The sequence below is a fragment of the Shewanella sp. UCD-KL21 genome, from assembly GCF_001957135.1.
GTDB lineage: Bacteria > Pseudomonadota > Gammaproteobacteria > Enterobacterales > Shewanellaceae > Shewanella.
On record NZ_MPHK01000021.1, the window covers coordinates 1 to 23,658 of the forward strand.

The following is a 23,658-nucleotide window of genomic DNA, read 5'->3' on the forward strand; positions in this document are numbered from 1 at the left end:
GCTTACCGCTTATAATCTCGTCCGTTTAGAGATGGTGGCGATAGCAAAAGAGGCAGAGGTTGCACCCACTCGAATTAGTTTTACGGCAGCAATAAGTCTGATAGATACCCAATTGAGGTGGCAGGCTCTATCACCTGATGGAAAGTTGCCCGCTAAATTGAAGCAAATGCGTGCCGATATAAAACACTTTATCTTGCCTGATAAAAGAAAGCACCGAACGTATCCACGTTCAGTGCTTTATATACCTAGCCGCTATCCACTTAGGTTTAAACAGTAATGCTTATCCGAACGGCATTAAGCCATGGCTTAGGTTTTTTTATATCAATAATATAATCAGCTAGATAGCTTGAGATAAAATTAGTTAGTTTGTTTTTTCTTACGGGAAAGTTTGCTTTCTTCGCCTATTCTCAAGCGCTTAATATTATCTTTATGGCGAATGACGATTAATAAAGAGAGCATTGCCACAGGAATAACAAAGCGTTCGTCTAACCACCATGTGTAAACTGGTGCAAGTATTGCAGTTAAAATAGCGGCTAATGATGAATAGCGGGTAATAACTACAAATACTAGCCAAGTAATTATTAACATGGCCGCTAAATCGCCGCCAATAGGGGCCATCGCGCCAAAGGCAGTTGCTACGCCTTTACCGCCTTGGAAGTTAAAAAAGAGCGGGTAGATGTGGCCTAAACAAGCTGCGATGGCAATCAGCCCTAATGACACGGCATCTTGGCCTAGTAAGTAACTGCAATAGCTGGGGGCGGCACCTTTAAGCATATCGAAAAATAACACTAAGGCAGCAGAACTTGCGCCGCCGATACGAAGTACGTTGGTTGCGCCAGGGTTACCTGAACCTTCAGTGCGAGGGTCGGGTAAACCTCTTAATTTACAAACCAAAATGGCACTTGAAATCGAACCGGCTAGGTAGGCGGTTATAATCATCAATATTGTGATTGTAACAGCGCTCAAATTGGTGTCCTTAGTCTTCTTAGGGTATCATCGCCCATTAATTTATATCACTTGATCTTAATGGTTATTATCAGCTTTTAAAACGCTATTTAGAATGGTTATCATTCATAAATAGATAGCCATTATCCTACTGCTTTAGTTGCTCAGGAAAAAGACAAAAATCATAATAACGGTTAATTGATGTCATTATCAGCTTTTTTAGGCTGTTTTTTTAAATAAATGAGTAAAACTCGGAGAAAGCATGGATAAAGTTCTTATTCGCGAGCTAAAAATTGAAACTGTAATTGGGATCTACGAGTGGGAAAAACAAATACAGCAAACATTGCTCATCGATTTAGATATGGCTTGGGATAATAAAATGGCTGCTGCCACTGATGATTATCAACATGCCTTGTGCTACGAAAGTGTGTCTAACCGCCTTACAGCATTAATCACTCAAAAACCGGTTGAGCTAATTGAAACCGTCGCTGAAATGATTGCCGAGTGTTTGATGACGGAATTTAAGGTTGCAGGGGTTAAAGTGACAGTGATGAAACCTGGTGCAGTAGCTACTGCAGTCTCTGTTGGTGTGGTTATTGAGCGCGGTCAATTTTAATCAGATGTTTTAGCGCGATTTAATCATCTTTTCATGTTTGTTCTTTATATTACAGAGTGAGTTAATGGCACGTATTTATATCAGTCTAGGCACTAATATTGACCCTGTTGCACACATGCAGTCAGGCTTAATTGATTTGCACCAGCAATTTGGCCCATTACAGTTATCAAGGATGTTTGAAAGTGAAGCGGTTGGGTTTCAAGGCACCAACTTTTTAAATATGGTGGCCGCAGCAGATACTGACATGAGTATTGCTGAGGTAGTTGCCAGCTTTAAACGAATAGAAAAGCAAAATGGCCGCATTCGCGGTGAAAAAAAATTTAGTCCACGAAGTTTAGATATCGACTTACTGCTTTATGATGATGAAATTTGTCAGCAGCCGGTTGAACTGCCTCGAGGTGAGATTTTATTTAATGCTTTTGTATTGTGGCCGCTTGCTGAAATTGCGCCGCAATTAACTCACCCAATCGCTCATCAACCCTATCAATTACTTTGGGATAATTACGATAAATCTAGCCAGCACATTTGGCCGATTGAATTTGACTTCCCAGCAACACTGACACGTTAATATTTTAAAGGACAATCATGGAAACCATTCAGGTTATTATACTTGCCATCATTCAAGGGCTAACAGAGTTTTTACCTATTTCAAGCTCCGCTCACCTGATTTTGCCTGCGCAAATATTAGGCTGGCAAGATCAAGGTCTTTTCTTTGATGTTGCTGTTCATATTGGTTCATTATTGGCGGTAGTGATCTATTTTAGAAAAGAAATTTGGCTGATGCTCAATGCGTGGATAGCGAGCATGGTTAAAGGTGTTCATACCCAAGACAGTAAATTAGCTTGGTGGATCATTTTAGCCACATTACCAGCGGTGTTCTTTGGCTTTATGGCAAAAGATTTAATCGAAACCTACCTACGTGGCCCAGGGGTTATTGCTATCACCACGGTTATCTTTGGTTTGCTGTTGTGGGTCGGTGATAAAATGGCCCGTAATGAGTTAACTGAGTATCAAACCGGTTGGAGAAAGGCGCTATTAATCGGTTTTGCTCAAGCATTGGCGATTATTCCTGGTACGTCACGTTCAGGGATTACCATCACAGCCGCTTTGATGCTAGGTTTAAACAAAGAAGCTGCAGCACGCTTTTCATTTTTAATGTCAATACCAGTGATTTTAGGGGCGGCAATTTTAATGACGAAAGACGCTGTTTCAAGTGACTTGGTGATTAATTATGGTGAGGTATTGTTAGGTGTGCTGGTGTCGTTTTTTGCGGCTTATACCTGTATCTACTTTTTCTTGAAAATTATCAGCAAGATTGGCATGACGCCATTTGTGCTGTATCGCCTAACTCTTGGCGCAGTATTATGTGGCTTTATATTCCTGTAATATGAACCACAATTGATTAATCATTATGAGAGACAAAATCATCAATGATTAATAAAATAAATAACGGGTGTGAGCACCCGTTTTTTATTCCTTAAATTTAGCTGTAAAGTCTAGGACGTTTTCTGTAATGAACTCAATTTTGATCTGCCCTAAGTGTGCGACAGCATTGCATTATCATCAGGCCTCAGCAGGCTACTATTGTGATAATAAGCATCATATTGATAAAAATGCTCAAGGCTATTTATCCTTTGTTACCTCAACCAAGTTTAAGGGCGCGAATGAGTCACGCCAGCAATTGCGCTCGAAACGCTTCCTTATGGCTGAAGACTTGTTTAAACCGTTAATGGATAAACTGAGTGAGTCATTTAATCAATTGGTTGATGGGCGCACCGAGCTACAGCACCTGAACTTTAGCTGTGCTGATGGTCTATATTTGCGACACCTTGCTGCCAGCACTACTGTTGATGTCAGCCATTGGGGCGTTTCTGAAGCTGAGAACGCACTATTTGCGGCTAGCAAAGAAAATACTCCAGCTAATTTAATCCTGACTCCTTATAAAAAGTTACCTTTTGCTGATAACAGTTTAGATATCGTGTCGCTATTTGACGTGGCTTTAAAAGGCAAAGAATGTCTCAGGGTGTTAAAAGACAGCGGTAGATTATTAATGTTAGTGCCTGGCCCTCGGCATTTATGGCAACTGAAGCAGCAGGTATATGACAATTTAGCGGAAAAGCCATTGCAGTTGAATTTACCCAAGCAGATTGAAGTGGTTAATACTGAATCGATTAGCTTTACGGGTGATGTGAGCGGCGAACAAGCAATGACATTGCTGGAGATGAACCACCTTGCATGGCGGGTAAATGATCAATTAAAGCATCAAATTAAGAGTCATCCTGTGACAGGATTGGAATTTGATTATGTGTTGATAACTGCAAAGCTAGCAGAAGCCAAGTAAGTTTATTATAGAGTTATAGATTACGCGGCATGATGTTATGTAGATTTAACCCTGCAGATACAATTAAGGCTTGAAATGGTAAACGACTTAAGTCTGTTTACTATGTTCAAGCCTTAATAATCAACCTATAAAAATAAGCTAATTTTCATGTATTCTTACTTTTTGTAAGAAGAAGCCATGTTATCGATGCGATCGTTTGCACGCTTAGCTTCAGCTTGAGCGTCCATAGAAGCTGCTTTAGAATCTTTCACATCAGCAGATAATTTGCTTTGCTCTGATTTTAAAGAGCTAACTTCAGAAGATAGTTGATCAACTTTGTTACCTAGGTTAGCAACACTTTCTTCTAAAGCAGTAGTGTTTGCACAGCCACCGATAAGAGCAGTCATAGCAACACCAGCAATCATTAATACTTTCTTGTTCATGGAAAATCCCTTCATTATAGGTTGTAATAAATTGCTGAGGCATAATACCCAACAGCCTTTTAATTATGTCACAGCTATTGTATTTTGCTACACAAAATGGCAAAAAAAATCATAAAAAACAGCGTAAACCCAATTAATGTAAGGATATTCATCTGTAGAAATTTGCAAAAAGGCATAATCTACGGCGTTAGTATTAGGTTAATCGCTCTGATATTGAAGTAGTGTTAAGGTTTCGGTTTGTGCATTTTTAGTGCTTAAACGTAACAATTATAATGCTTATTAAACTTGGCTTTTTTTATACAGGCTAATAGCCTCAGCTCTGCGTATGCTCAACTGCTGTTTAATTTCTGCGCCCCTAAATCCATCACTAATCACCTGCTGCACATCGACCTCTTTGGCAATGTTAAAGCAATGTGTTAAAAACTCGCTTTGTGGATACTGCGCTTGCTCAAAACCTGTTCGACCTTGGATATCGGCCTGACAACATAACAATAACTCAGCTAAGCGCTGGGGTTTGCGCCAGAAGTCACCCTTATCAAAAATCTTTATAATGGTTTCAGGGCGTAACTCTAGTGCGTTATGGATATTTTGATGTTGGTCGCTGCACAGCAGTGCCAATTCTTTGTATTCATTTGGGGCTTTAATTCTTTGAACTAGCTTTTTGATTATCGGTAAGCCCTTTTGGCCGTGGCCATGATGTTTTGGCCAAAGCTCTGCAGGGGTAACGGCTTTACCTAAATCATGAACCAAAGCGGCAAAACGTATGGTTTTTTTATCAGTGAGTTTGGCCGCCGCTTGCACTACCATCATGGTATGAATGCCTGAGTCTATTTCAGGATGCCATTTTTCAGGTTGAGGTACGCCGAACAAGGCATCTATCTCGGGAAATAACACCTTAAGCGCTCCACAACAGCGTAGCTGCTCAAAAAAGACTTCGGGGTTGCGACTACTTAATGCTTTATCTAGCTCTTGCCACACGCGCTCAGGCGTTAGATACGCTAACTCGCCTGAGTCACTGATACTTTGCATCAGTGCTAAAGTTTCTTTAGCGATAGTAAAACCAAGGTGGGCAAAACGCGCCGCAAATCGGGCAACCCGCAGTACCCGCAATGGATCTTCAATAAACGCATCTGACACATGACGCAATTGGCGCTGATCAATATCGGCCATGCCGCCGTAGGGATCGTATAAATTACCTTGGTCATCTAGGGCCATGGCATTAATGGTTAGATCCCGGCGCAGTAAATCCTGCTCCAAAGTGACCTCTTTATTGGCATCGCAGCTAAAGCCTGAATACCCTTGGCCACTTTTACGTTCGGTGCGTGCTAAGGCATATTCTTGTTGGGTTTTAGGGTGCAAAAAAACCGGGAAATCACGGCCAACTTGGCTATAACCAAGGGCAAACATTTCCTCGGTTGAACCACCCACAACCACATAATCTTTGTCTTTGACTGGAAGTGATAAAAAACCGTCGCGAACGGCGCCACCAACTAAATAGATTTTCATAAATGTTTTTGCCTAAGGAGCTATATCTTAAGTATCTTAAGATAAATCTTAGCACGACTAACATTTCTGCTGCTAAATTTTGACAAGCAGTACGGCAAGATATAACTTGACCCGTCAGTTATAGATAAGGATTTTTGGCCAGATGTATAAAGCATTTTATGGATTAAATGATAATCCATTTTCAATCGCACCCAACCCACATTATTTGTTCTTAAGCGACCGACACCGAGAAGCATTAGCGCATTTAACCTATGGTCTGGGCGAGACCGGTGGCTTCGTGTTATTAACGGGTGAGGTTGGTACGGGCAAAACCACAGTGTCTCGTTGTTTATTAAAGCAATTACCTGAGCACACGGATACCGCTTTTATACTTAATCCATCATTAACTGAGCAAGAGTTACTGGCAACCTTGTGTGATGAACTTGCCATTAGCTATGGTGATGATCCTTCAATTAAACAACTGACCGACTTAATCAGCCAGTATTTACTGAATAATCATCAAAATGGCCGCAATACCGTATTAATTATCGATGAAGCGCAGCATTTACGCCCAGAGGTGTTAGAGCAACTACGATTACTGACCAACCTAGAAACAGATACCAAAAAACTGCTGCAAGTTATTCTTATTGGCCAGCCAGAATTACAGCAACTGCTTAAACGTCAAGAGTTGCGCCAGTTAGCCCAGCGAATTACCGCAAGATATCATTTGTTGCCTTTGACCGTTGAAGAGATTGCCCTGTATGTGCAACATCGATTACAAGTTGCTGGGCGTTTCGAGCCGTTATTTTCTAAAAAAGCCTGTAAAGCATTACATAAATACAGTGGCGGTATTCCACGTTTAACCAACCTGTTGTGTGAACGAGCCTTAATGGCCGGTTATGGCCAATCAAAAGTGCCAATCGATCAGCATATGGTTAAGCAAGCTGCTGCTGAAGTATTAGGTGAAATGCCGGTAGAGACTCGTTCTCATTGGCCTTTAACCATTGCTGCGACATTGGTGATTACCTTTGGGGTGTCTTTTTATGGCTTTTTACCGCAACAAGTTGGCTCAGAGCAGGTGAGTGCTTTAGTTAATAAACAAGCGGTTGAAAACATGGTTGTTATTGAAGATGCAGCCCATGTGGCATCAACACAAGCTAATCGCAATCAAACTATTGTCCGCGCCGCGATGGCGCAAAGTCGCAGCATTGATATTGCCTTTGCTGGACTGTTTGCCTTATGGGGAAAACAACCCATTATTGGTTTATCTTCTTGCCAAGCAGCGACACAGCAAGGCCTGCTATGCCATCAACAACAAGGTAATTGGAACAGTATTGCACGCTTGAATTATCCTGCGGTGGTCTATCTAGAGGATCAGCAAGCGAATCAATTCTATGGGGTTGTTGTCGCCCGAGAAGGTGAGCAAGTATTACTGCAATTAAATGAGCAGCAACTTTGGGTCAACAAGGATTGGTTTAACCGTCATTTTAGCGGCACCTTTGAAATCTTATGGCAAACCGATGGCGTCATGCCAAGAGAAATCGGTCAAACATCCAGTTTGTCGCAAATTCAATGGTTAGAAAATAGTTTAGCCTTGGTACAACAGCGAGCGGCGAGATTATTAAACCGATTTGATAATACCTTAGAGCAAGATTTAATGGCCTTTCAGCGTCAACATGGACTTAAATCTGATGGTATAGCGGGGAGCCAAACTTTGGTGCAGCTTAACTTATACCTTAGTAAGCAAGGCCCAAGATTAACTAAAGTAGGGCGCAGCTAATGTCTATTTTATTAGATGCCGTGACCAAAGAAAAACAGCAACAGATGGGCGAGTTACCTGATGCGGTATTAACCCCAAGGGCTGGTTATAAACCAGCGACTAAGCAGCACTGGTTTAGTCAGCTTTGGGGCAAGGCGCTGGTGTTAATCTCAGTGATCTTATTAGGCGTGTTATCTGCATGGGGCTTAGCGACATTAGTACAACCGACTTTAACGGCGAATTCAGCACTAACTTCTAGTGAGGAAGATGCAGCTGTTAAGCAAGCCAGAACGCAGCAAAGCCAGAGCACCAATACCGCTCAGGCGGGCAGTGGCGAGAGCGCTCAAGCAGCTAGTGGCGAGATAAGAATTGCTAATAAAGTGGCTTTGCCCTTGGCAAAACCACAAGCTGTTTCTGGCTATGACTTATCTTCAAATAACTCATCTTTAAATAGCTCATTTTCAAGTGACTCACCTTCAAGTAATTCATCAGCAAAGAGTTCCTCAAATAGCCTTGATAATACTCAGTATGAGTATCGCTTGAATGAGAGTAATCGAGGTCAAGTAAGCTCAGCATCGCAAAATGAGCTTACCGCTAGCGCAGTAAGTGCAACTGGTACTTCAACTGCGAGTAAGAATGACCCCCAACGGCAGTTAACTGCCGCTGAGTTAACCGCGCTTTATGGCGAAGATGCGATTATTTTAGGGGCCAATTCTAACTATAAGCAAATATCAGATTTAACTGCACTGCAGATGAAAGTGGCAACCGCAGCTGAAAACGTCAATTTGGAGCAGCAAGGCGCGAGCAATGAAGTGACTGCTACCCAAAACACCCCAGAAAAAAATCAGTTAACTGCTGAGCAATCGAATAATTTAATGGCCGCTTTTCAAGCCGCTCTTAAAGATGTTGAGTATGAAGAATCAGCCAATAAACCTGTGACTGAAGCTGAGTTTGACCCCATCCCGACACCAAAATCAGATAAGATCCCGAAATACGGTGAGCTACCTGCCAGTGTGCAATTACAAGTGCCAGAGTTTAATATTCAGGCTCATGTCTATTCTTCTGATGCCAATAATCGTTGGTTAAACATTGATGGTGCAGAGCTTCAAGAAGGCGATGTGATCAGTGGAAAGCTTAAAATTATCGAAATAAGACCCAGAGATGTGATACTTGAAATCGATGGCTCAGAGTTTAAAGTGCCAGCAATTTAGTTTGGGTAACTTCTTTAGTTAATCTCTGATTTTAATAAAGGCGCCGATGGCGCCTTTATTGTTTTATGTGTGTTATTAGAGCCAAGTTTCGGCTGAGCACAGGCTATTAGCGCTTAGTTATTCGCTATGATTATTATAGCGCTTAGCCTGCAAGCTAACACCTTAGCTATGGATCTGATTGGCGATTAAAATGGTTAAGCCATAACCTACTGAGTAACACAGTAATAATGCTGGAAAGTATTTTAAATAACTGACAAAAGTGAGTTCTTTTATCTTACTCATGGCAATAATCCCCGCAGCAGAGCCAATCACCAATAGTGAGCCTCCGACACCGACAGAATAGGTTAAACCTAACCATTGGGCTGTGGTGAGTACCGGCTCAGCTTTAAGTAAGGCTGCAGTCAGTGGTACGTTATCTAAAATCGCGGAGCCAACTCCGGCAAAATAGTTTGATATCGCTGGGTTATACAGCCCATAAGCTTCAGTCAGTAGCTCCAAAGTGCCAATTTCCTTGAGCATGCCTACCAGTAATAAAATCCCTAAAAAAAATAGTAAAGTGTCAAATTCTACTTGGCGAATGTACTCTAAAATTTGAATTTCTTCTTTTTTAGTGTGGCTTGTACGACCAACTAAAAACATTACCGATAAACCTGCAAGAAAGGTAAGCACGGGTGGAATATCAAATAAGATATTCAATAGCATAGTCATCACAATCGTGACTAAGAAAATCAGTCCGATAATGATATCGATAGGGTTTAGTTGTTTATCTACCAGTGTGGTACTGACATGGCCTTCAGCGTTTAAAGAGAACAACAGCGCTAATAGCATCACGCTAATGCCAGCAGGTAAAAACAAAATCAGCAGTTGTGACATTTGCACTTTACCGGCAAGAAATATCATTAAGGTGGTGACATCGCCGGTTATCAAGGCCACGCCGCCAGAGTTAACCGCGAAGATAATTAATACTGCCATCCGCCGACGCATTCGGCTTGCTAAGTTGAATGTGGTTAATAAGCCTAAGGACACCAAGGTGGCAGTGACATTGTCACAGAAGGTAGATAACACCAGTGCAAAAAGGCCGACTTGCAGCATCAACATTCTGACAGAAACTCGTTGTGGGAAGATTTTTTGTACTAATAATTGGATCATGCCTTTGGCGTTGAGATAAGCCACAAAGGTCATTGTCGACATGAGAAATAACCATAAGGTGGCAATTTCCAGTAAATTGTCGTTTAACTCTGCGGCTATGAGCGGTGTTTTGTCAGTGCCAGCAGCAGAGATGAATAAACTAATCCAAGCAACACAGCCAAGAAATAGCGTGGTTTTGGCTTTGTTAATATGAGTGACTTCTTCAAACACAATACTGAGTAAGGCAAGTACTGCCAGCGATATGAGAAAGACTTCAAACATATTGATGTTTCCATTGCTGCTTAGCAAAGCTAGATTGCTAAAATGAAAGTAGGCAAACCAAGTTAATATTGGTTTGTTTCAGTGCGCGGAATTTCATCACATAAACAGGGTTGTTGCAACTTTGATCCTGTTTGGTGACAAAAAAAGGGTTGATAGCAATGCTATCAACCCCTGTTATTTTATCGGGCTATTACAGTGCTTTTAACGCCGCAAAAGCTTTATCTGCTGCCGCTAGGGTCATTTCAAGTTCTTCTTCGCCATGAGCCATTGATAAGAAGCCTGCTTCATAAGCACTTGGTGCTAAGTAAACGCCTTCATCTAGCATAAGGTGATAGAAGTTACGGAAATGCTCCATGTTGCATTTAGTCACTTGATCAAAACTGGTAATAGGGCTGGTGTCTTCAGTGAAGAAGAAACCAAACATGCCGCCAACGTAGTTGATGTTAAGTGGAATACCGTGCTTGTCTGCTGCGGCTTTAAAACCTTCAGCAATACGTTTGGTTTTTGCTGCTAACTCGTCATAAAGACCGTCTTGGCAAAGAGCATCCATTTGTGCAAGACCTGCAGTCATCGCAATTGGGTTACCCGATAAAGTCCCTGCTTGGTAAACTGGGCCAGTAGGTGCAATAAACTGCATCACATCTTTACGGCCACCAAAAGCGCCCACTGGCATGCCGCCACCGATGACTTTACCTAGGGTAGTAAGATCTGGTTTCACATTGTAGTGACCTTGAGCACCGCTTTTTGAAACGCGGAAACCTGTCATCACTTCATCAATAATCATCAGTGCGCCGAATTCATCACAAATTGTGCGAAGACCTTCTAAGAAGCCCGCAACTGGAGGAATACAGTTCATGTTGCCAGCAACTGGCTCAAGAATAATACAAGAAATCGCTTCAGGGTGTTGCTCGAAAATAGCACGTACTGAATCGAGGTCGTTATACACAGCGGTGAGTGTGTGCTTAGCAAAATCTTCAGGGATACCTGGTGAGCTAGGCTGGCCTAAAGTTAACGCGCCAGAACCTGCTTTTACTAACAAACAGTCAGCATGGCCATGGTAACAACCTTCAAATTTAAGGATTTTGTCACGGTTAGTGAAGCCACGAGCTAAACGAATCGCACTCATGGTTGCTTCAGTGCCAGAACTTACCATACGAACTTGTTCCATTGATGGCACCATCTCGATCACTTTTTCAGCCATTTTGACTTCAAGCTCAGTCGGCGCACCAAATGAAAGGCCATTTTCCACAGCGTCTAATACTGCTTGGCGAATTTGTGGGTGGTTGTGGCCAAGGATCATTGGGCCCCAAGAACCGACGTAATCGATGTATTTTTTACCATCAGCGTCAAAGATATATGCACCATCGGCTTTTTCGATAAACAGTGGCGAGCCACCGACACCATTAAATGCACGAACTGGAGAGTTAACGCCACCAGGGATGGTTTGTTTAGCCTGTTCAAAAAGCGCTTCTGAGCGGGTCATGTGTAATCCTTTTAAGTCGTTAGCCAATTATCTATCGGCTTTGCGTGAATACCAATTAACGGGGCACTCGTATTGTTGTAGTTGATTTTCAACCCCAAGTGTTAGAGCAAAAAGTGCCATTCTTATAAGTAAGCCATTATCAGCTTGTCTGAAAATTGCCAGACTAGGATGGCTATTTAAATCATTATCTAATTCATTGGCTTGAGCACGAGAGTCTCTTGGCAATGGATGCATTATCACAGTGTTAGATTTACAGTGTTTGGTGTAAATACTGTGATTTAAACGGAATTTTCCGCGATATTTATCCGCTTCATCTTGTGAAGGGAATCGCTCTTCCTGAATGCGAGTCAAATAGAGTATATCAGCCTGATGTAAATTACCTTCTAGCTGATCTGTAATTGTGATCTGATGACCAGCATTTTCAATGTCACTGATCACATAGTCAGGCATTGCTAAGTCAGTTGGTGAAATTAATGTGAACTTCACATCGTTATACATACATAACAAGCGCGACAACGAATGTACCGTGCGGCCATGTTTTAAGTCGCCAACCATCGCAATGTGCATGCCGCTGATATCTTGCCCGCGATGACTGAGCTCTTTTTGAATGGTAAATAAATCCAATAATGCTTGGGTCGGATGCTCGTTCGCACCGTCACCGCCATTAATCACGGGGACGCGGCTGCCTTGTGCAAATTCTTTTACTGAGTAAGCATCAGGGTGGCGCATAGCGATAACGTCTGAATAAGTCGATAACACTCGGGCGGTATCGTAGAGTGACTCGCCTTTAGACAATGACGATGAGCCCATGCCGACGGTTTCTCTGACATTGCCACCAAGTAAATTAAATGCGCAACCGAAGCTGACTCGAGTACGAGTACTAGGTTCGAAAAATAGGTTACCTAAAATGGCGCCATCAAGCACTTTGGTTCGCTTTTCACGAAGTGCATAAGGGGTCATATCATTGGCAACGTTGAAAATAGTGTTGATTGAATCAATATTCAGTTGGTTAACTGAAAGGATGTGAGAACCTGTAAACTGTGTCATCAGCCTGATTTCCAATTATTAGGCGAGTAAATAGAACTATCTACTCAGTGGTTATGTAGGGTGGCTGAGGCGAGATTTTAACAGAGAGTGAACCAATATTAAATCATGCGAATGATTATTTCTGTTATTTAAGATCTCGCGCCAATTATACTTGCCCTGAACGGATTTCTTGCCATAGGTTTGCCCAGCTAATGACCCCAACGACATTATTGGTATTATTCTGATAAATATACACTTCACCACTGCGTTTTAGTGACAATAGCTCGTACACTTCATTTAACGTTGCGGTATCAGCAATGCCTTGCATTAAGTGCCGTGAAAGGGTCGTTTTATCTTCAAAGGACTGCATCTCAAGGCTGAGCATTTCAATTTGGTTATCAGCATTACGCACCATCACAGGGCGGCCTTCAGCACGTTTCATCACTTCAAGCAGTAAGGCATTATCGTCATTAACGATCACAAAGCGTTTATCCATAAGCGCCCGTACGCCTTTCTTTTGCAGCCCAAGATTAACCGGCGGCACTTTATAGCCAAGCCCCATAATGTCCAATTGTTTTAAAAAAACCGAATTGGTATTAAAGCCCTGATAGGCAATCAAAAAGGCGGGGATAGTGACAAACATGGCGGGTAAAATAATCGCAGCGTCATTGGTGAGCTCTAATAGTGCCACTAATGCGGCTAATGGCGCACTTAAACACACCCCCATCATCGCCGTCATTCCGATCACGGTATAAAGGCCAACATAAGGCGCAATTGAGGGGAAAAAAATCGCACTAACAAGGGCTAACATGGCGCCAATTAATGCCCCTATGCCGTACAAGGGGCCAATTAAACCACCAGGAATGCCAAAACTGATTGCAGCAATGGTGGCGATTATTTTAGCCACTAGCAATGCGCCTAAAAACCATAAACTTGGATGTTCACTAATGGCGGCTTCAATGGCTAAATCACCTGAACCTAGCGCTTGTGGCAGTATTAAGCCGATTAAGGTGGTGATGGCCGCGGCAATCATTAACCGATAAATTAATGGCCAATGCTGACCAATGGCGGTCATTTTAAGTAATGAGTGATTAAACAGCGCCGCAGTGCAGCCTAAAACGAAACCGCCTATGGCAAGAATGGGGTATTGATCTAACGGAATACGAGTGACGTTAATTAAGTCATATTCATGGATATTGCCAAAGACCAACTGGCTTGATAATGCCCCGCAAATGGCCGATAGCATGATCGGAAAGAAGTAATGAATCTTGTATTCGCGCACAATCACTTCAAATACAAATAATACCGCGGCTAATGGCGCGTTAAAAATGGCGGCGATACCTGCAGCAATGCCACTGGCACACATAATGCGCACACTGTTGTCGGGCAATTTAAATTTTTCAGCTAAAAAGCTCGCGCTCACCGCGCCAAGGTGAATCGCCGGTCCTTCTTTACCCACTGAAAAATTAGCCACTAGGGCAATTAATGCCTGAGAAAACTGACCTGCAGCCGATGGTAATGGCACTTTGCCGTAATGTAATTTGAATCGATGTAAGACGTAGGCAATGCCCATGCGGCGATAGCGTTTGGAACCAATACCAGCCACCAACCAAATAAGTAATGCGCCTAAAATGGGTAAGTAAGTGCGCCAATCACTGACCGTATCAGTGAAATGGCTGGCTTCTGCAACGGTATACACTTGTGCCCAGTTTAAGGCCAAGCGAAATAAGATGATCACACCGGAGGTAATAAGGGCAAATAAAAGCGCTAACGCACAAAGTTGCACACTAATTTTCGCTTGAGAAAGTTTATCTCTCAAATCGTTACGAAGATATTTGCGTGTAACTGCTTTGGTGTGAATAATAGCGGCTTTACTAAACTTTAATTGCACTTTATTGCCTAACTTCCATCAGTGGGCATATTGTTAGCATTGTATTTTATTAAAGGCTTGTTACCTAATGTTAAATTATCGTCGCTTGCTGAACCGCTTGCAAGTTTTAGAACGAAAAAAGCGCGCTTCAGGTCTGTATTTATTTGGGCTTATTGTGATTAGTTTCACCATTGGGGTGCTGAGCCAACATTTTGTTATGTCAGAAGTGGTAGAGCCCGAGCTTAATGCGGAAGAAATTCAGGCATTACAAACGGCTTATCAAAAACAATCTCTGGTGGTTTCACGGCTTGAAATGGCGGTATCAATTGCTGAAACAGCCAATAGCAACATGCAAACCATGTTTAAAGACCAGCTACAACAGCAAAAAACTATCGAACAAGAGTTAGCATTTTATCGCAGCTTAGTGTCACCTGAAAAAGAGGTCGATGGCATTGCTATCCATGGTCTTGAGCTGTCAAAAGGCTTAGTCGCCAATAGTTATCAATTAAGATTAATTTTGACCCAAAACCAAAAGCGTAAAACCAGCGTCAAAGGGGTTGCAGATATTGTTTTGGTGGGTTTACAAAATGAACAACAGGTTGAAATTTCCTTATCTGATATCGATATCGAAAAATTTGCTTTTGGTTTTCGCTATTTTCAAGTATTTGATGCTGAAATGAACCTGCCTGAAGGCTTTGCTTTACAACGTGTAAAAGCGGTGGTGCAAGTCTCAGCGGCCCGTGGGGTACGAGGCGGACGTATTGAGCAAACGTTCGATATCGCAGAGTTACTAGAAAGCTAAAAAAGAACTAAGGGTAATACTTGAACAAATTAGTCAGGTAATAGATAATCCCGATCTGAAACTGAAGTTAGAGGTAGTAATGACTGAACAAACAGATGCAGCAATGCCAATCCAATTTACCGATGCTGCGGCAACTAAAGTTAAAGGACTGCTGGAAGAAGAGCAGAATCCTGAATTAAAACTTCGAGTATACGTAACTGGAGGCGGTTGTTCAGGTTTCCAGTATGGTTTTACTTTTGATGAAAAAGTGAATGAAGGTGACTTCACTATTGAAAAGCAAGGGGTGCAACTGGTTGTTGATCCTATGAGCCTTCAATATCTTGTTGGCGGTGAAGTTGACTACACCTCTGGTTTAGAAGGGTCACGTTTCTTTGTGAAAAACCCAAATGCAACAACAACCTGTGGTTGTGGGGCAAGCTTCTCAGTTTAATCGCTAAACTGAGACCAATAAAAAAGCCGTCTTGTGACGGCTTTTTTGTGTCTAAAATTCCTATAATATCAACTAATAATATTAAAGTTCATTCGCGGCTTAAACCACTTTAACACTTTAGCATTAAAGCTAATCCACACTTGGATCAGTGCGAGAATGATAAGCACTGTAAATATCACCCAATCAGATAGCACCATTTGCACAAAGCCTAAATTAACCGTAGTCGGCCCTGCGACTAAGTTGTCAGGATCATACATAATGACAGGTAGCATGCTGTATAAGGCCAGCTGCAAGATCCCGTAGCCACGGAGCATGTATAAAGCCGCTTTTTGACGCCCTGTGATACCGAGCACCATCATTAAGGTCAATATACAGAGCAATACACCTTGCTGGGCCATTAAACCGCTGACGGATGAGATAACGTAGACCGCCAATAAAGCCATTAACCTTTTAGGAAAAACAGCTTTAGTTTGGCTTGCAGCGCTTTGCTCCATTGCGGGAGTATTATCTGTGTCAGGGCATATCTCGCTTGTGGTCACATTTTTATCTGTCATGGTTTATATCTGTATTAAAGTATTATGTTTGTGCTTGAGAATTATGTTTTGCTTAAGAGTTAGTGCTTTGATTGTTTTTTCGGCGTTAAACGTGCATCAAGTTCAAATGGTGGGATCACGACACCCAAATCTTCATGAACTGGGAATACCGCAATGAATAAATCATCTTCTTCCATACCGCTTACCCAGCGCTGTTGAAATTCATTAAGTGGAATTGATAATGGCTCACAATCACTCCATTCATCAACAGCCCATAATTTTGCCGCATCTTCTGAAGGCCACATTGGAATACAATCTTCATCTTCAGTGGTGAGCATTACGCAGCCATCTTGATCTTGCAGACTCCAGATTTGCTGTTCTTGCTTAACTTGCTCAACAAGGTAATCGTATCTTGCTTCTGGGGTCATGTTTAATTGGTCGGCAATAGATTTTGGTTTGCTACTCATGGTGTATTCTCAATAAAATAAGTAAATAGGTTGCGGTATTGGCTAAATTAAGCAGCTAAAGAGCAAGCTTTAGCGTTACCAAATCCCGTCGGTGGCTCATGATAACATCGACTTTTAGATTGAAAAAGAAAAGAGCACTCAAGGTGCTCTTTTATTCAGGTGTTGTTACTCATTAAGGCCAAGGTTGAAGCTTAATCAGTTGCTTGCTGGTTCTTCAAAAAAGCGATAAATCAAACCCGCAATAATCGCACCTGCAATGGGCGCAAGCCAAAATAACCACAGTTGGGATACCGCCCAATCGCCGACAAATAATGCTGGCCCAGTACTACGAGCTGGGTTTACTGAGGTATTAGATACTGGAATACTGATCAAATGAATTAACGTTAGCCCTAAACCAATCGCAATCGGGGCAAACCCCGCAGGAGCACGAGAGTCTGTCGCACCTAGGATGATTAATAAAAAGAATAACGTCATTACCACTTCAGTAATTAATACCGCCGTTAAACTGTAGCCTCCGGGAGAGTGCTCACCAAAACCATTTGAGGCAAAACCGCCTGCTAAACTAAAGCCGTCTTGGCCTGTGGCAATAAGGTATAAAATTCCTGCGCCAGCAATACCGCCAGCCACTTGGGCAATAATATAGGGCGCTAGCTCTGATGCGGGGAAGCGACCTCCAGCCCATAAACCAAATGAAACCGCTGGATTTAGATGGCAGCCAGAAATATGACCAATGGCAAATGCCATGGTAAGTACGGTTAAACCAAAAGCTAAGGATACGCCCAATAGTCCAATACCTACCTCAGGAAAAGCCGCTGCCAATACAGCACTACCACAGCCGCCTAGAACTAACCATAAGGTTCCTAGAAACTCTGCAAACATTTTTTGCGAAATACTCATTTAACCTTCCTTAATTAAAATTGAATAGTGCTGCGTGAACAAAAATCAATCACTACAAAGAGTTAAGCAGTAATTTACCGTTATTACAATGTGACTTTGTACAAGAAAGGGAATTTAAAGAAAAAGTATTAACGCTGAACAAAGCTTGTGGGTGAAATCCCACTCACTTTTGTTCAGCTATATGCATCGCTTTGATATCGAGTTAGTACTGAGTTTTAGTTCCTAGTTTAGTTCCGAGTTTTGATAGCGACTTTGGCTACTAGTATTGCTATCTATTCAGTTACTAAACAGCGCTGTAAAAGCTGCCAAGGATCGCCGCTCTACTTGCGCCAGTCACAGCAGGTAAGTTTGCCGTTAAGCCGTGGTGATGTCTCATAGCAAGCCAAGCAAAGGCGATGGCTTCAACCCATTTGGGGTCCATGCCGATTGCCGTGGTATTTGACAGGGTAAAGTTAGGCACCAGTTTGGCTAAACGCTGCATCAACTCAATGTTAAAAGCGCCGCCGCCACAAACAAAAATATCGCCCGCATCCGTGAGTTGATTAATATCATTAGCCATTGTCTGACAGCTAAGATCAAGTAGCGTGGATTGAATATCCTCTAGTGCTAGATGGGAGAACTCAGCCAATTGTTGTTCAAGCCAAGCATGATTAAATAGCTCTCTGCCGGTGCTTTTAGGATAGGCCATCGAAAAGTACGGGTGAGTTAGCAGGTGAGTTAATAATTCGGCATTGGTGCTACCTGATGCAGCCCATTGACCTGATTCATCAAAACTGAGCTGCTGCTGTTGCAGAATGAATGCATCCATGAGGGTGTTACCTGGGCCAGTATCAAATCCAATGACCTGATCTGACTCACCTGGCAAGTAAGTGATATTAGCAATGCCGCCAATATTTAAAATAATTCGTGGCGTGTGCGCTTTAGCAAATAACGCTTGATGAAATGCCGGGACTAGCGGCGCGCCTTGACCACCTAAGGCGATATCTTTGCGCCTAAAGTCTGCAATAACGTTAATCCCCGTGGTTACCGCTATGGTATCGGCATCACCAATTTGTAAGCTGAAACCGTGCTCAAGATTGGGCATGTGGCGAATGGTTTGGCCGTGACTACCAATGGCAATGACATCGGCTTTATTGATAGTGGTGGTTGCTAATAATTCGTTGACCGCCTGTGCAAACAGTAAGCCCATACTTCTGTCCATGCGGCCCATAATGTTCAGTTCATCATTATTGGGACTACATAAACGGTGTAATTGATGTAGAACATGCTCTGGAATTGCCACCGTATGGGTAGCGATTAAGCGGGTTTGGTTATTGCTAAAATCAACTAAAACAGCATCGACACCATCCATACTGGTGCCTGACATTAAACCGATATAATACTGAGGTTTATCCATGGTATTGGCTCATTTATGTATTGGGCTAGATTCTGTAATGAAACTAGCCCAACAAAGGAATGGATGACTAGGGAGCGCGAGTCCAATCGGGGCATTAGCAATTAATTACTGGCGTAATGCTGCTGTTTATTTTGCTCAATTTTAGCCATTATTTGCTTGCTGAGTATATCAAACTGCGCTTTTTCTTTTTTATCAATTGGCTTTGATTGCGGTAACTTAATGGTTCTTGGATTACGGTGCACACCATTAACGATAAATTCGTAATGTAAGTGAGCGCCAGTAACGCGACCGGTTTTTCCTAAAGTACCAATAATCTGCCCTTGCTTAACGGTTTCGCCACGTTTTACTTTGCGCTTGGTTAAGTGCAAGTATTTGGTGGTATAGGTATCGTTATGCTTGATAAAAACATAGTTACCATTGTATTTGTTATAACTTGACTCAATCACTTTACCGCGACCCGCCGCTTTAATCGGGGTACCAATCGCAGCCACATAATCTACCCCACGGTGCGCTCTCACTTGGCCTGTGACTGGGTGTAAGCGGCGCGGGTTAAAGCTTGAGCTGACATATTTAAAGTCAACAGGTGAGCGAAGGAAGGCTTTGCGCATACTACTGCCTGTTTCTGAGTAATATTCGCCATCGGTGTAACGCACAGCGGTATAGCGCTCACCTTGGTTAAAAAACTCAGCGGCTAAAATGTTGCCAGTACCAATAAATTGGCCATCAACAAACTCTTCTTCAAACATCAATGAGAAATGATCGTCTTTACGGATATCGAGCGCGAAATCGATATCCCAACCAAATATGTTAGCTAGTTGCATAATATGGTTAGCGGATAAACCGGCACTGGCTGCAGCGCTCCAAAAATTAGTACTAATATTGGCGGTGATGAACTTTGTTTCTAAGGTGATGGACTTAACATTGACCTTTTCTTCGAATTTATCATCAAGCTTTGAAATCAAAAGGGTAGAGACCTTGTCCATTTGATAACTAATTTGGGTCACTTCATCTTGGGCATCTTTAGAGACAATAATCTCTTCACCGGGCATGATTTTGAGTAAATTTTTCTTAGATACTGGTAAGCGAGTGATTTGATATACATCTTTTGGGCTTAAGCCTGCTCTTTTGGCTAAACCACCAAAGGTGTCACCTTTAGCGACTTTAAAGGTTTTATGTGACAGTAAATCTGCTTCGCGATAGGGCACTGAATTTTCAGCATCTGCTTGGGTGGCTAACAAGCCGTCAGAGGCTGTCATTAGTGGGTTTAAATCAGCAATAGGGTTACTTTCTTGCGAAGGGCGAAGTTGAGCATCATTATTGCTTGCCGTTACAGAGCTTGCTGGGGCGCTGCCTCCAGGCGGGGTTGGAGTTCTAAAGGCCAGCGGCACAGAGTATTGGCTTTGTTTGTCATTGTTACTGACATGACCTTCTTCAGACGAAGGGGCTTGGATGCCAATTCTATCGGAAATATCAACCGTACCAGTGTTAGCTTGTTTGGATGCTTGGGCATTGTCTGATGGGAATAACACGATAACTATCGTGAGAATAACTAATGAACACAGTGCAATTTGATGCACTTTAGGGAGCAATTTAAATAAAGTGATAAGCTTTGCCATCGACCTAGGTACCAATTTCTCTTTTTCGTTGTAATCCCCTTAGTGTACACACTTTCAATTACTGTGGCTAACAAGTAACATAGGCGTCTTATTTTTTATCCAAGCTGCAGGAGTAGGTGCCGAAATGGCTGATTTAGACCAAGTGTTAGCAGAAATTAAACGCGGTACTGACGAGATTTTAGTTGAGTCTGATCTGCTAGAAAAACTTAAAGAAGGTCGTCCTTTAAGAATTAAACTAGGTGCAGACCCAACCGCTCCAGATATTCATTTAGGTCACACGGTGATCTTAAATAAGCTACGTACCTTCCAAGAGTTAGGGCATGAGGTGATTTTCCTTATTGGTGACTTTACCGGTATGGTTGGTGATCCTAGTGGTAAAAACACTACGCGCCCGCCATTAACCCGTGAAGATGTACTGGCTAATGCTGAAACATACAAAGAGCAGGTATTTAAAATTCTTGACCCAGCAAAAACCCGCATTGAGTTTAACTCATCGTGGTTAGAGTCACTGGGCGCTGCTGGTATGATCCGTTTAGCATCACAACAAACCGTTGCACGCATGATGGAACGTGATGACTTTAAAAAGCGTTATGCTGGTGGTCAGTCAATTGCCATTCATGAGTTTATGTATCCATTACTGCAAGGCTACGACTCAGTTGCATTAAAAGCTGACGTTGAATTAGGCGGAACCGATCAAAAGTTCAACCTATTAATGGGTCGTGAGTTACAAAAAGCGGAAGGGCAAAAGCCACAAACCGTGATCATGATGCCTTTATTAGTGGGTTTAGACGGCGTGAAGAAAATGTCTAAATCGGCACATAACTACATTGGTGTTAGCGAGCCTGCAAATGAGATGTTTGGCAAAATTATGTCAATCTCAGATGACCTAATGTGGAGCTATTTTGAATTGTTGTCATTCCGTCCATTGGCTGAAATTGCACAATTTAAGCAAGATGTTGAAAACGGTCAGAACCCACGTGATATCAAAATTGCCTTAGCAAAAGAAATTATCGCCCGTTTTCATGATCAAGCTCAAGCAGACTCAGCACATCAAGCCTTTATCGACCGTTTTCAAAAGGGCGCTATTCCTGATGATATCGAAGAAGTTGAGCTTGAAGCTGGCGAAGGCTTAGCGATTGCTAACTTACTTAAAAGTGCAGCACTGGTTGCTTCAACATCTGATGGCATGCGCATGATCAAGCAAGGCGCGGTAAAAATGGATGGCGAAAAGCTAACTGATACTCGTCAGGTGTTTACTGCGGGTATGACAGCGGTATTCCAAGTGGGTAAGCGCAAGTTTGCTAAAGTAACACTGGTATAAAATACCTTAGAGATTAATTGTCTAGATACCAAAAACGGCTCAATGAGCCGTTTTTTTATGGGTGATATTGACCAAAGCGAAGCCGATTTAAGGTCTTTATTGCGACTCAAGTTGATCGGACATGGTTTGATAGTCCATTAAGTCAACTTGCTCTGTCACCCGCTCAGTTTTCATGTCGAACTTTAAGGTGGTAACACCTGGCACGGCGATTTCAATAATCTTGCCGGGTTTGCCAAATTGATCACCTGGGCCTCTAAGGTGATAGTTACCAATGAGTACCACTAAAGAGCCGGTATTAAACATGTGCTCAATATTCAATTTATACTCAAGAACGCCATCATGGGCGCGCTGGAAAAACTCGATAATATGACGACCACCGGTGTATTTTACATTGGCGGTTTTATCAAAAAACACGCTATCACGATTATAAAACTGCTTTAAAGTGCGGTAATCATGGCTGGTTAATGCTTGCATGTATTGCACCGCAAGCTGCTGCTGTTTTGGCATTTCGCCGCTATTAGCAAGGCTTGAAGTGCTCCAAATACCACTCAATAAACAGCATACTAATAAAATGAGTCGCATCTAATGGCCCTTAGTTTTTAAATCGAATGCAGGTAATGATAAATGCCAGCGAATTGCACTTAAACGAATAATCAAGGTGCTAAACATGGCCAAAAACAGCGCGTAAGTGCTATCCATGCCAACTTTAATACTCAAGGTATAACAAATACCGCCAACAATAGAAGCAGTGGCATATATTTCGGTGCGCAGCACCATCGGCACTTGCTGGCATAATAAGTCTCGGATAATACCACCACCGACACCGGTGATTAAACCTAAGATCACCGCAGACATGCCAGATAATCCTAGTTGCAATGCTTTTTCTGCGCCAATCACGGTAAACAGAGCCAAGCCAAAGGCATCGGCTATAGGTAGGGTTAACTTAGGTAATTTATGGGGTTTACGAACTAAAATGAAACAGGCTATAACGGTTGCCAAAATGACCACCACATAACTGGGGTTACTGATCCAAAACACCGGTGTTGAGCCAATAAGCGCATCACGAATACTGCCGCCACCAATGGCCGTCACTGAGGCCAAAACAATTACCCCAAATGGATCCATTTTATGTTTACCTGCAGCTAAGGCGCCAGATAAGGCAAAGACCGCGGTGCCACACAAGTCGAAAAAATAAATCCACTCAATCATTACTAAGCTCTTTTAGGTGGATATTTAATGCATCAACTGAAATGCGGATTTCAACTACAGATAGAATCAGTGAATAAAGTAAAAACAATAAACTCACCCCAAATACCATTGAGCCGATATCAAACAGCCCTAAATAAATAAAAATCATACTGATGACACAGATGGCAAAACTGATGACGCCGGCTTCTTGCATGCGTCTAATAATCTTAATGCGCTGACGAAGGTTTTTAATTTGCTCGCTATCAATAGGCTTACCCGAAGAGCTTAAGTTTCTGATTAAAGCCGCTAATGCGAAAAAACGGTTAGTGTAAGCCAATAGCAATAATGAAATCGCTGGGAATAACAAGCCTGGGGTCGTTAAAGATATTTGCAGATTATCTAACAAAAGGAGTCGCCTCTACATCAAACAACAAAAATGA

The 23,658-nt window shown here is 42.3% G+C and carries 24 protein-coding genes and 1 pseudogene; 10 read left to right on the forward strand and 15 right to left on the reverse strand.

What is annotated here, in order from left to right:
* A pseudogene (locus BM739_RS16190) lies at positions 1 to 277 on the forward strand (IS4 family transposase); the annotation flags it as partial.
* An 80-nt stretch (positions 278 to 357) separates the two neighbouring features.
* Here the strand turns inward: BM739_RS16190 and plsY are convergent.
* Positions 358 to 966 (reverse strand): glycerol-3-phosphate 1-O-acyltransferase PlsY, encoded by a 609-nt coding sequence (gene plsY / locus BM739_RS16195; RefSeq protein WP_076542475.1) that lies wholly within the window; start codon positions 964 to 966, stop codon positions 358 to 360.
* A gap of 241 nt (positions 967 to 1,207) precedes the next feature.
* Here plsY and folB point away from each other — a divergent pair, with 241 nt between their 5' ends.
* From folB to BM739_RS16215, 4 genes are all read left to right on the forward strand, one after another.
* A complete protein-coding gene (gene folB / locus BM739_RS16200) occupies positions 1,208 to 1,561 on the forward strand; it encodes a dihydroneopterin aldolase (RefSeq protein ID WP_076542477.1) in 354 nt (117 codons plus the stop codon).
* Positions 1,562 to 1,625: 64 nt separating this feature from the next.
* Positions 1,626 to 2,129, forward strand: a complete 504-nt coding sequence (gene folK, locus BM739_RS16205) for a 2-amino-4-hydroxy-6-hydroxymethyldihydropteridine diphosphokinase (protein WP_076542479.1) — start codon at positions 1,626 to 1,628, stop codon at positions 2,127 to 2,129.
* A gap of 17 nt (positions 2,130 to 2,146) precedes the next feature.
* Positions 2,147 to 2,947: an undecaprenyl-diphosphate phosphatase gene (locus BM739_RS16210; RefSeq protein WP_076542481.1), complete on the forward strand. Its 801-nt coding sequence runs from the start codon at positions 2,147 to 2,149 to the stop codon at positions 2,945 to 2,947.
* Positions 2,948 to 3,074: 127 nt separating this feature from the next.
* Complete coding sequence (locus BM739_RS16215) at positions 3,075 to 3,902, forward strand: methyltransferase domain-containing protein (protein ID WP_076542483.1); 828 nt, start codon at positions 3,075 to 3,077, stop codon at positions 3,900 to 3,902.
* Positions 3,903 to 4,057: 155 nt separating this feature from the next.
* Here BM739_RS16215 and BM739_RS16220 read toward each other — a convergent pair whose 3' ends face one another.
* Positions 4,058 to 4,324, reverse strand: a complete 267-nt coding sequence (locus BM739_RS16220; RefSeq protein ID WP_076542485.1) for an Lpp/OprI family alanine-zipper lipoprotein — start codon at positions 4,322 to 4,324, stop codon at positions 4,058 to 4,060.
* A 279-nt stretch (positions 4,325 to 4,603) separates the two neighbouring features.
* Positions 4,604 to 5,830 carry a multifunctional CCA addition/repair protein gene (locus tag BM739_RS16225; protein WP_076542487.1) on the reverse strand — a complete coding sequence of 409 codons (1,227 nt, stop codon included), beginning with the start codon at positions 5,828 to 5,830 and terminating at the stop codon, positions 4,604 to 4,606.
* A 142-nt stretch (positions 5,831 to 5,972) separates the two neighbouring features.
* Here BM739_RS16225 and BM739_RS16230 point away from each other — a divergent pair, with 142 nt between their 5' ends.
* Positions 5,973 to 7,589: an ExeA family protein gene (locus tag BM739_RS16230; RefSeq protein WP_076542489.1), complete on the forward strand. Its 1,617-nt coding sequence runs from the start codon at positions 5,973 to 5,975 to the stop codon at positions 7,587 to 7,589.
* Positions 7,589 to 8,779 (forward strand): general secretion pathway protein GspB, encoded by a 1,191-nt coding sequence (locus BM739_RS16235; protein WP_076542491.1) that lies wholly within the window; start codon positions 7,589 to 7,591, stop codon positions 8,777 to 8,779. Before BM739_RS16230 ends, BM739_RS16235 begins: the two co-directional genes overlap by 1 nt.
* Before the next feature lie 162 nt (positions 8,780 to 8,941).
* On the opposite strand, the gene nhaD is transcribed toward BM739_RS16235, so the two are convergent.
* From nhaD to BM739_RS16255, 4 genes are all read right to left on the reverse strand, one after another.
* Positions 8,942 to 10,189 carry a sodium:proton antiporter NhaD gene (nhaD, locus tag BM739_RS16240; protein WP_076542493.1) on the reverse strand — a complete coding sequence of 416 codons (1,248 nt, stop codon included), beginning with the start codon at positions 10,187 to 10,189 and terminating at the stop codon, positions 8,942 to 8,944.
* A 190-nt stretch (positions 10,190 to 10,379) separates the two neighbouring features.
* Positions 10,380 to 11,672: a glutamate-1-semialdehyde 2,1-aminomutase gene (gene hemL, locus BM739_RS16245; protein WP_076542495.1), complete on the reverse strand. Its 1,293-nt coding sequence runs from the start codon at positions 11,670 to 11,672 to the stop codon at positions 10,380 to 10,382.
* 27 nt (positions 11,673 to 11,699) lie between these two features.
* Complete coding sequence (locus tag BM739_RS16250; RefSeq protein WP_076542497.1) at positions 11,700 to 12,719, reverse strand: aspartate carbamoyltransferase; 1,020 nt, start codon at positions 12,717 to 12,719, stop codon at positions 11,700 to 11,702.
* Positions 12,720 to 12,864: 145 nt separating this feature from the next.
* Positions 12,865 to 14,589 carry a chloride channel protein gene (locus BM739_RS16255; protein ID WP_076542499.1) on the reverse strand — a complete coding sequence of 575 codons (1,725 nt, stop codon included), beginning with the start codon at positions 14,587 to 14,589 and terminating at the stop codon, positions 12,865 to 12,867.
* A gap of 67 nt (positions 14,590 to 14,656) precedes the next feature.
* On the opposite strand from BM739_RS16255, the gene BM739_RS16260 reads away from it, so the two are divergent.
* Positions 14,657 to 15,370, forward strand: coding sequence for a DUF6776 family protein (locus tag BM739_RS16260; RefSeq protein WP_083698201.1), 714 nt, complete (start codon positions 14,657 to 14,659; stop codon positions 15,368 to 15,370).
* A gap of 79 nt (positions 15,371 to 15,449) precedes the next feature.
* On the forward strand, positions 15,450 to 15,800 hold the full coding sequence (gene erpA / locus BM739_RS16265; protein ID WP_055024237.1) for an iron-sulfur cluster insertion protein ErpA: 351 nt from the start codon (positions 15,450 to 15,452) through the stop codon (positions 15,798 to 15,800).
* A gap of 68 nt (positions 15,801 to 15,868) precedes the next feature.
* Here erpA and BM739_RS16270 read toward each other — a convergent pair whose 3' ends face one another.
* From BM739_RS16270 to BM739_RS16290, 5 genes are all read right to left on the reverse strand, one after another.
* A complete protein-coding gene (locus BM739_RS16270) occupies positions 15,869 to 16,294 on the reverse strand; it encodes a hypothetical protein (RefSeq protein ID WP_076542599.1) in 426 nt (141 codons plus the stop codon).
* A gap of 119 nt (positions 16,295 to 16,413) precedes the next feature.
* The gene (locus BM739_RS16275; RefSeq protein WP_076542501.1) at positions 16,414 to 16,800 is read right to left on the reverse strand and encodes a DUF2750 domain-containing protein; all 387 of its coding nucleotides are present in this window, start codon (positions 16,798 to 16,800) and stop codon (positions 16,414 to 16,416) included.
* Positions 16,801 to 16,995: 195 nt separating this feature from the next.
* Entirely contained in the window at positions 16,996 to 17,697 is a 702-nt protein-coding gene (gene aqpZ / locus BM739_RS16280; RefSeq protein ID WP_076542502.1) for an aquaporin Z, read from the reverse strand.
* Positions 17,698 to 17,980: 283 nt separating this feature from the next.
* Entirely contained in the window at positions 17,981 to 19,093 is a 1,113-nt protein-coding gene (locus BM739_RS16285) for an anhydro-N-acetylmuramic acid kinase (RefSeq protein WP_076542504.1), read from the reverse strand.
* 101 nt (positions 19,094 to 19,194) lie between these two features.
* Positions 19,195 to 20,709, reverse strand: a complete 1,515-nt coding sequence (locus BM739_RS16290) for a peptidoglycan DD-metalloendopeptidase family protein (protein WP_076542506.1) — start codon at positions 20,707 to 20,709, stop codon at positions 19,195 to 19,197.
* Positions 20,710 to 20,833: 124 nt separating this feature from the next.
* On the opposite strand from BM739_RS16290, the gene tyrS reads away from it, so the two are divergent.
* The gene (tyrS, locus tag BM739_RS16295; protein ID WP_076542508.1) at positions 20,834 to 22,030 is read left to right on the forward strand and encodes a tyrosine--tRNA ligase; all 1,197 of its coding nucleotides are present in this window, start codon (positions 20,834 to 20,836) and stop codon (positions 22,028 to 22,030) included.
* A gap of 96 nt (positions 22,031 to 22,126) precedes the next feature.
* On the opposite strand, the gene BM739_RS16300 is transcribed toward tyrS, so the two are convergent.
* Genes BM739_RS16300 through BM739_RS16310 form a run of 3 tightly spaced genes read right to left on the reverse strand, consistent with a single transcriptional unit; the run spans position 22,127 to position 23,612 of the window.
* Positions 22,127 to 22,612 carry a nuclear transport factor 2 family protein gene (locus BM739_RS16300; protein WP_076542510.1) on the reverse strand — a complete coding sequence of 162 codons (486 nt, stop codon included), beginning with the start codon at positions 22,610 to 22,612 and terminating at the stop codon, positions 22,127 to 22,129.
* On the reverse strand, positions 22,613 to 23,239 hold the full coding sequence (locus tag BM739_RS16305) for a trimeric intracellular cation channel family protein (protein ID WP_076542512.1): 627 nt from the start codon (positions 23,237 to 23,239) through the stop codon (positions 22,613 to 22,615). It lies immediately after the preceding gene.
* On the reverse strand, positions 23,232 to 23,612 hold the full coding sequence (locus BM739_RS16310; RefSeq protein WP_076542602.1) for a DUF2721 domain-containing protein: 381 nt from the start codon (positions 23,610 to 23,612) through the stop codon (positions 23,232 to 23,234). Before BM739_RS16310 ends, BM739_RS16305 begins: the two co-directional genes overlap by 8 nt.
* Positions 23,613 to 23,658 lie beyond the last annotated feature (46 nt).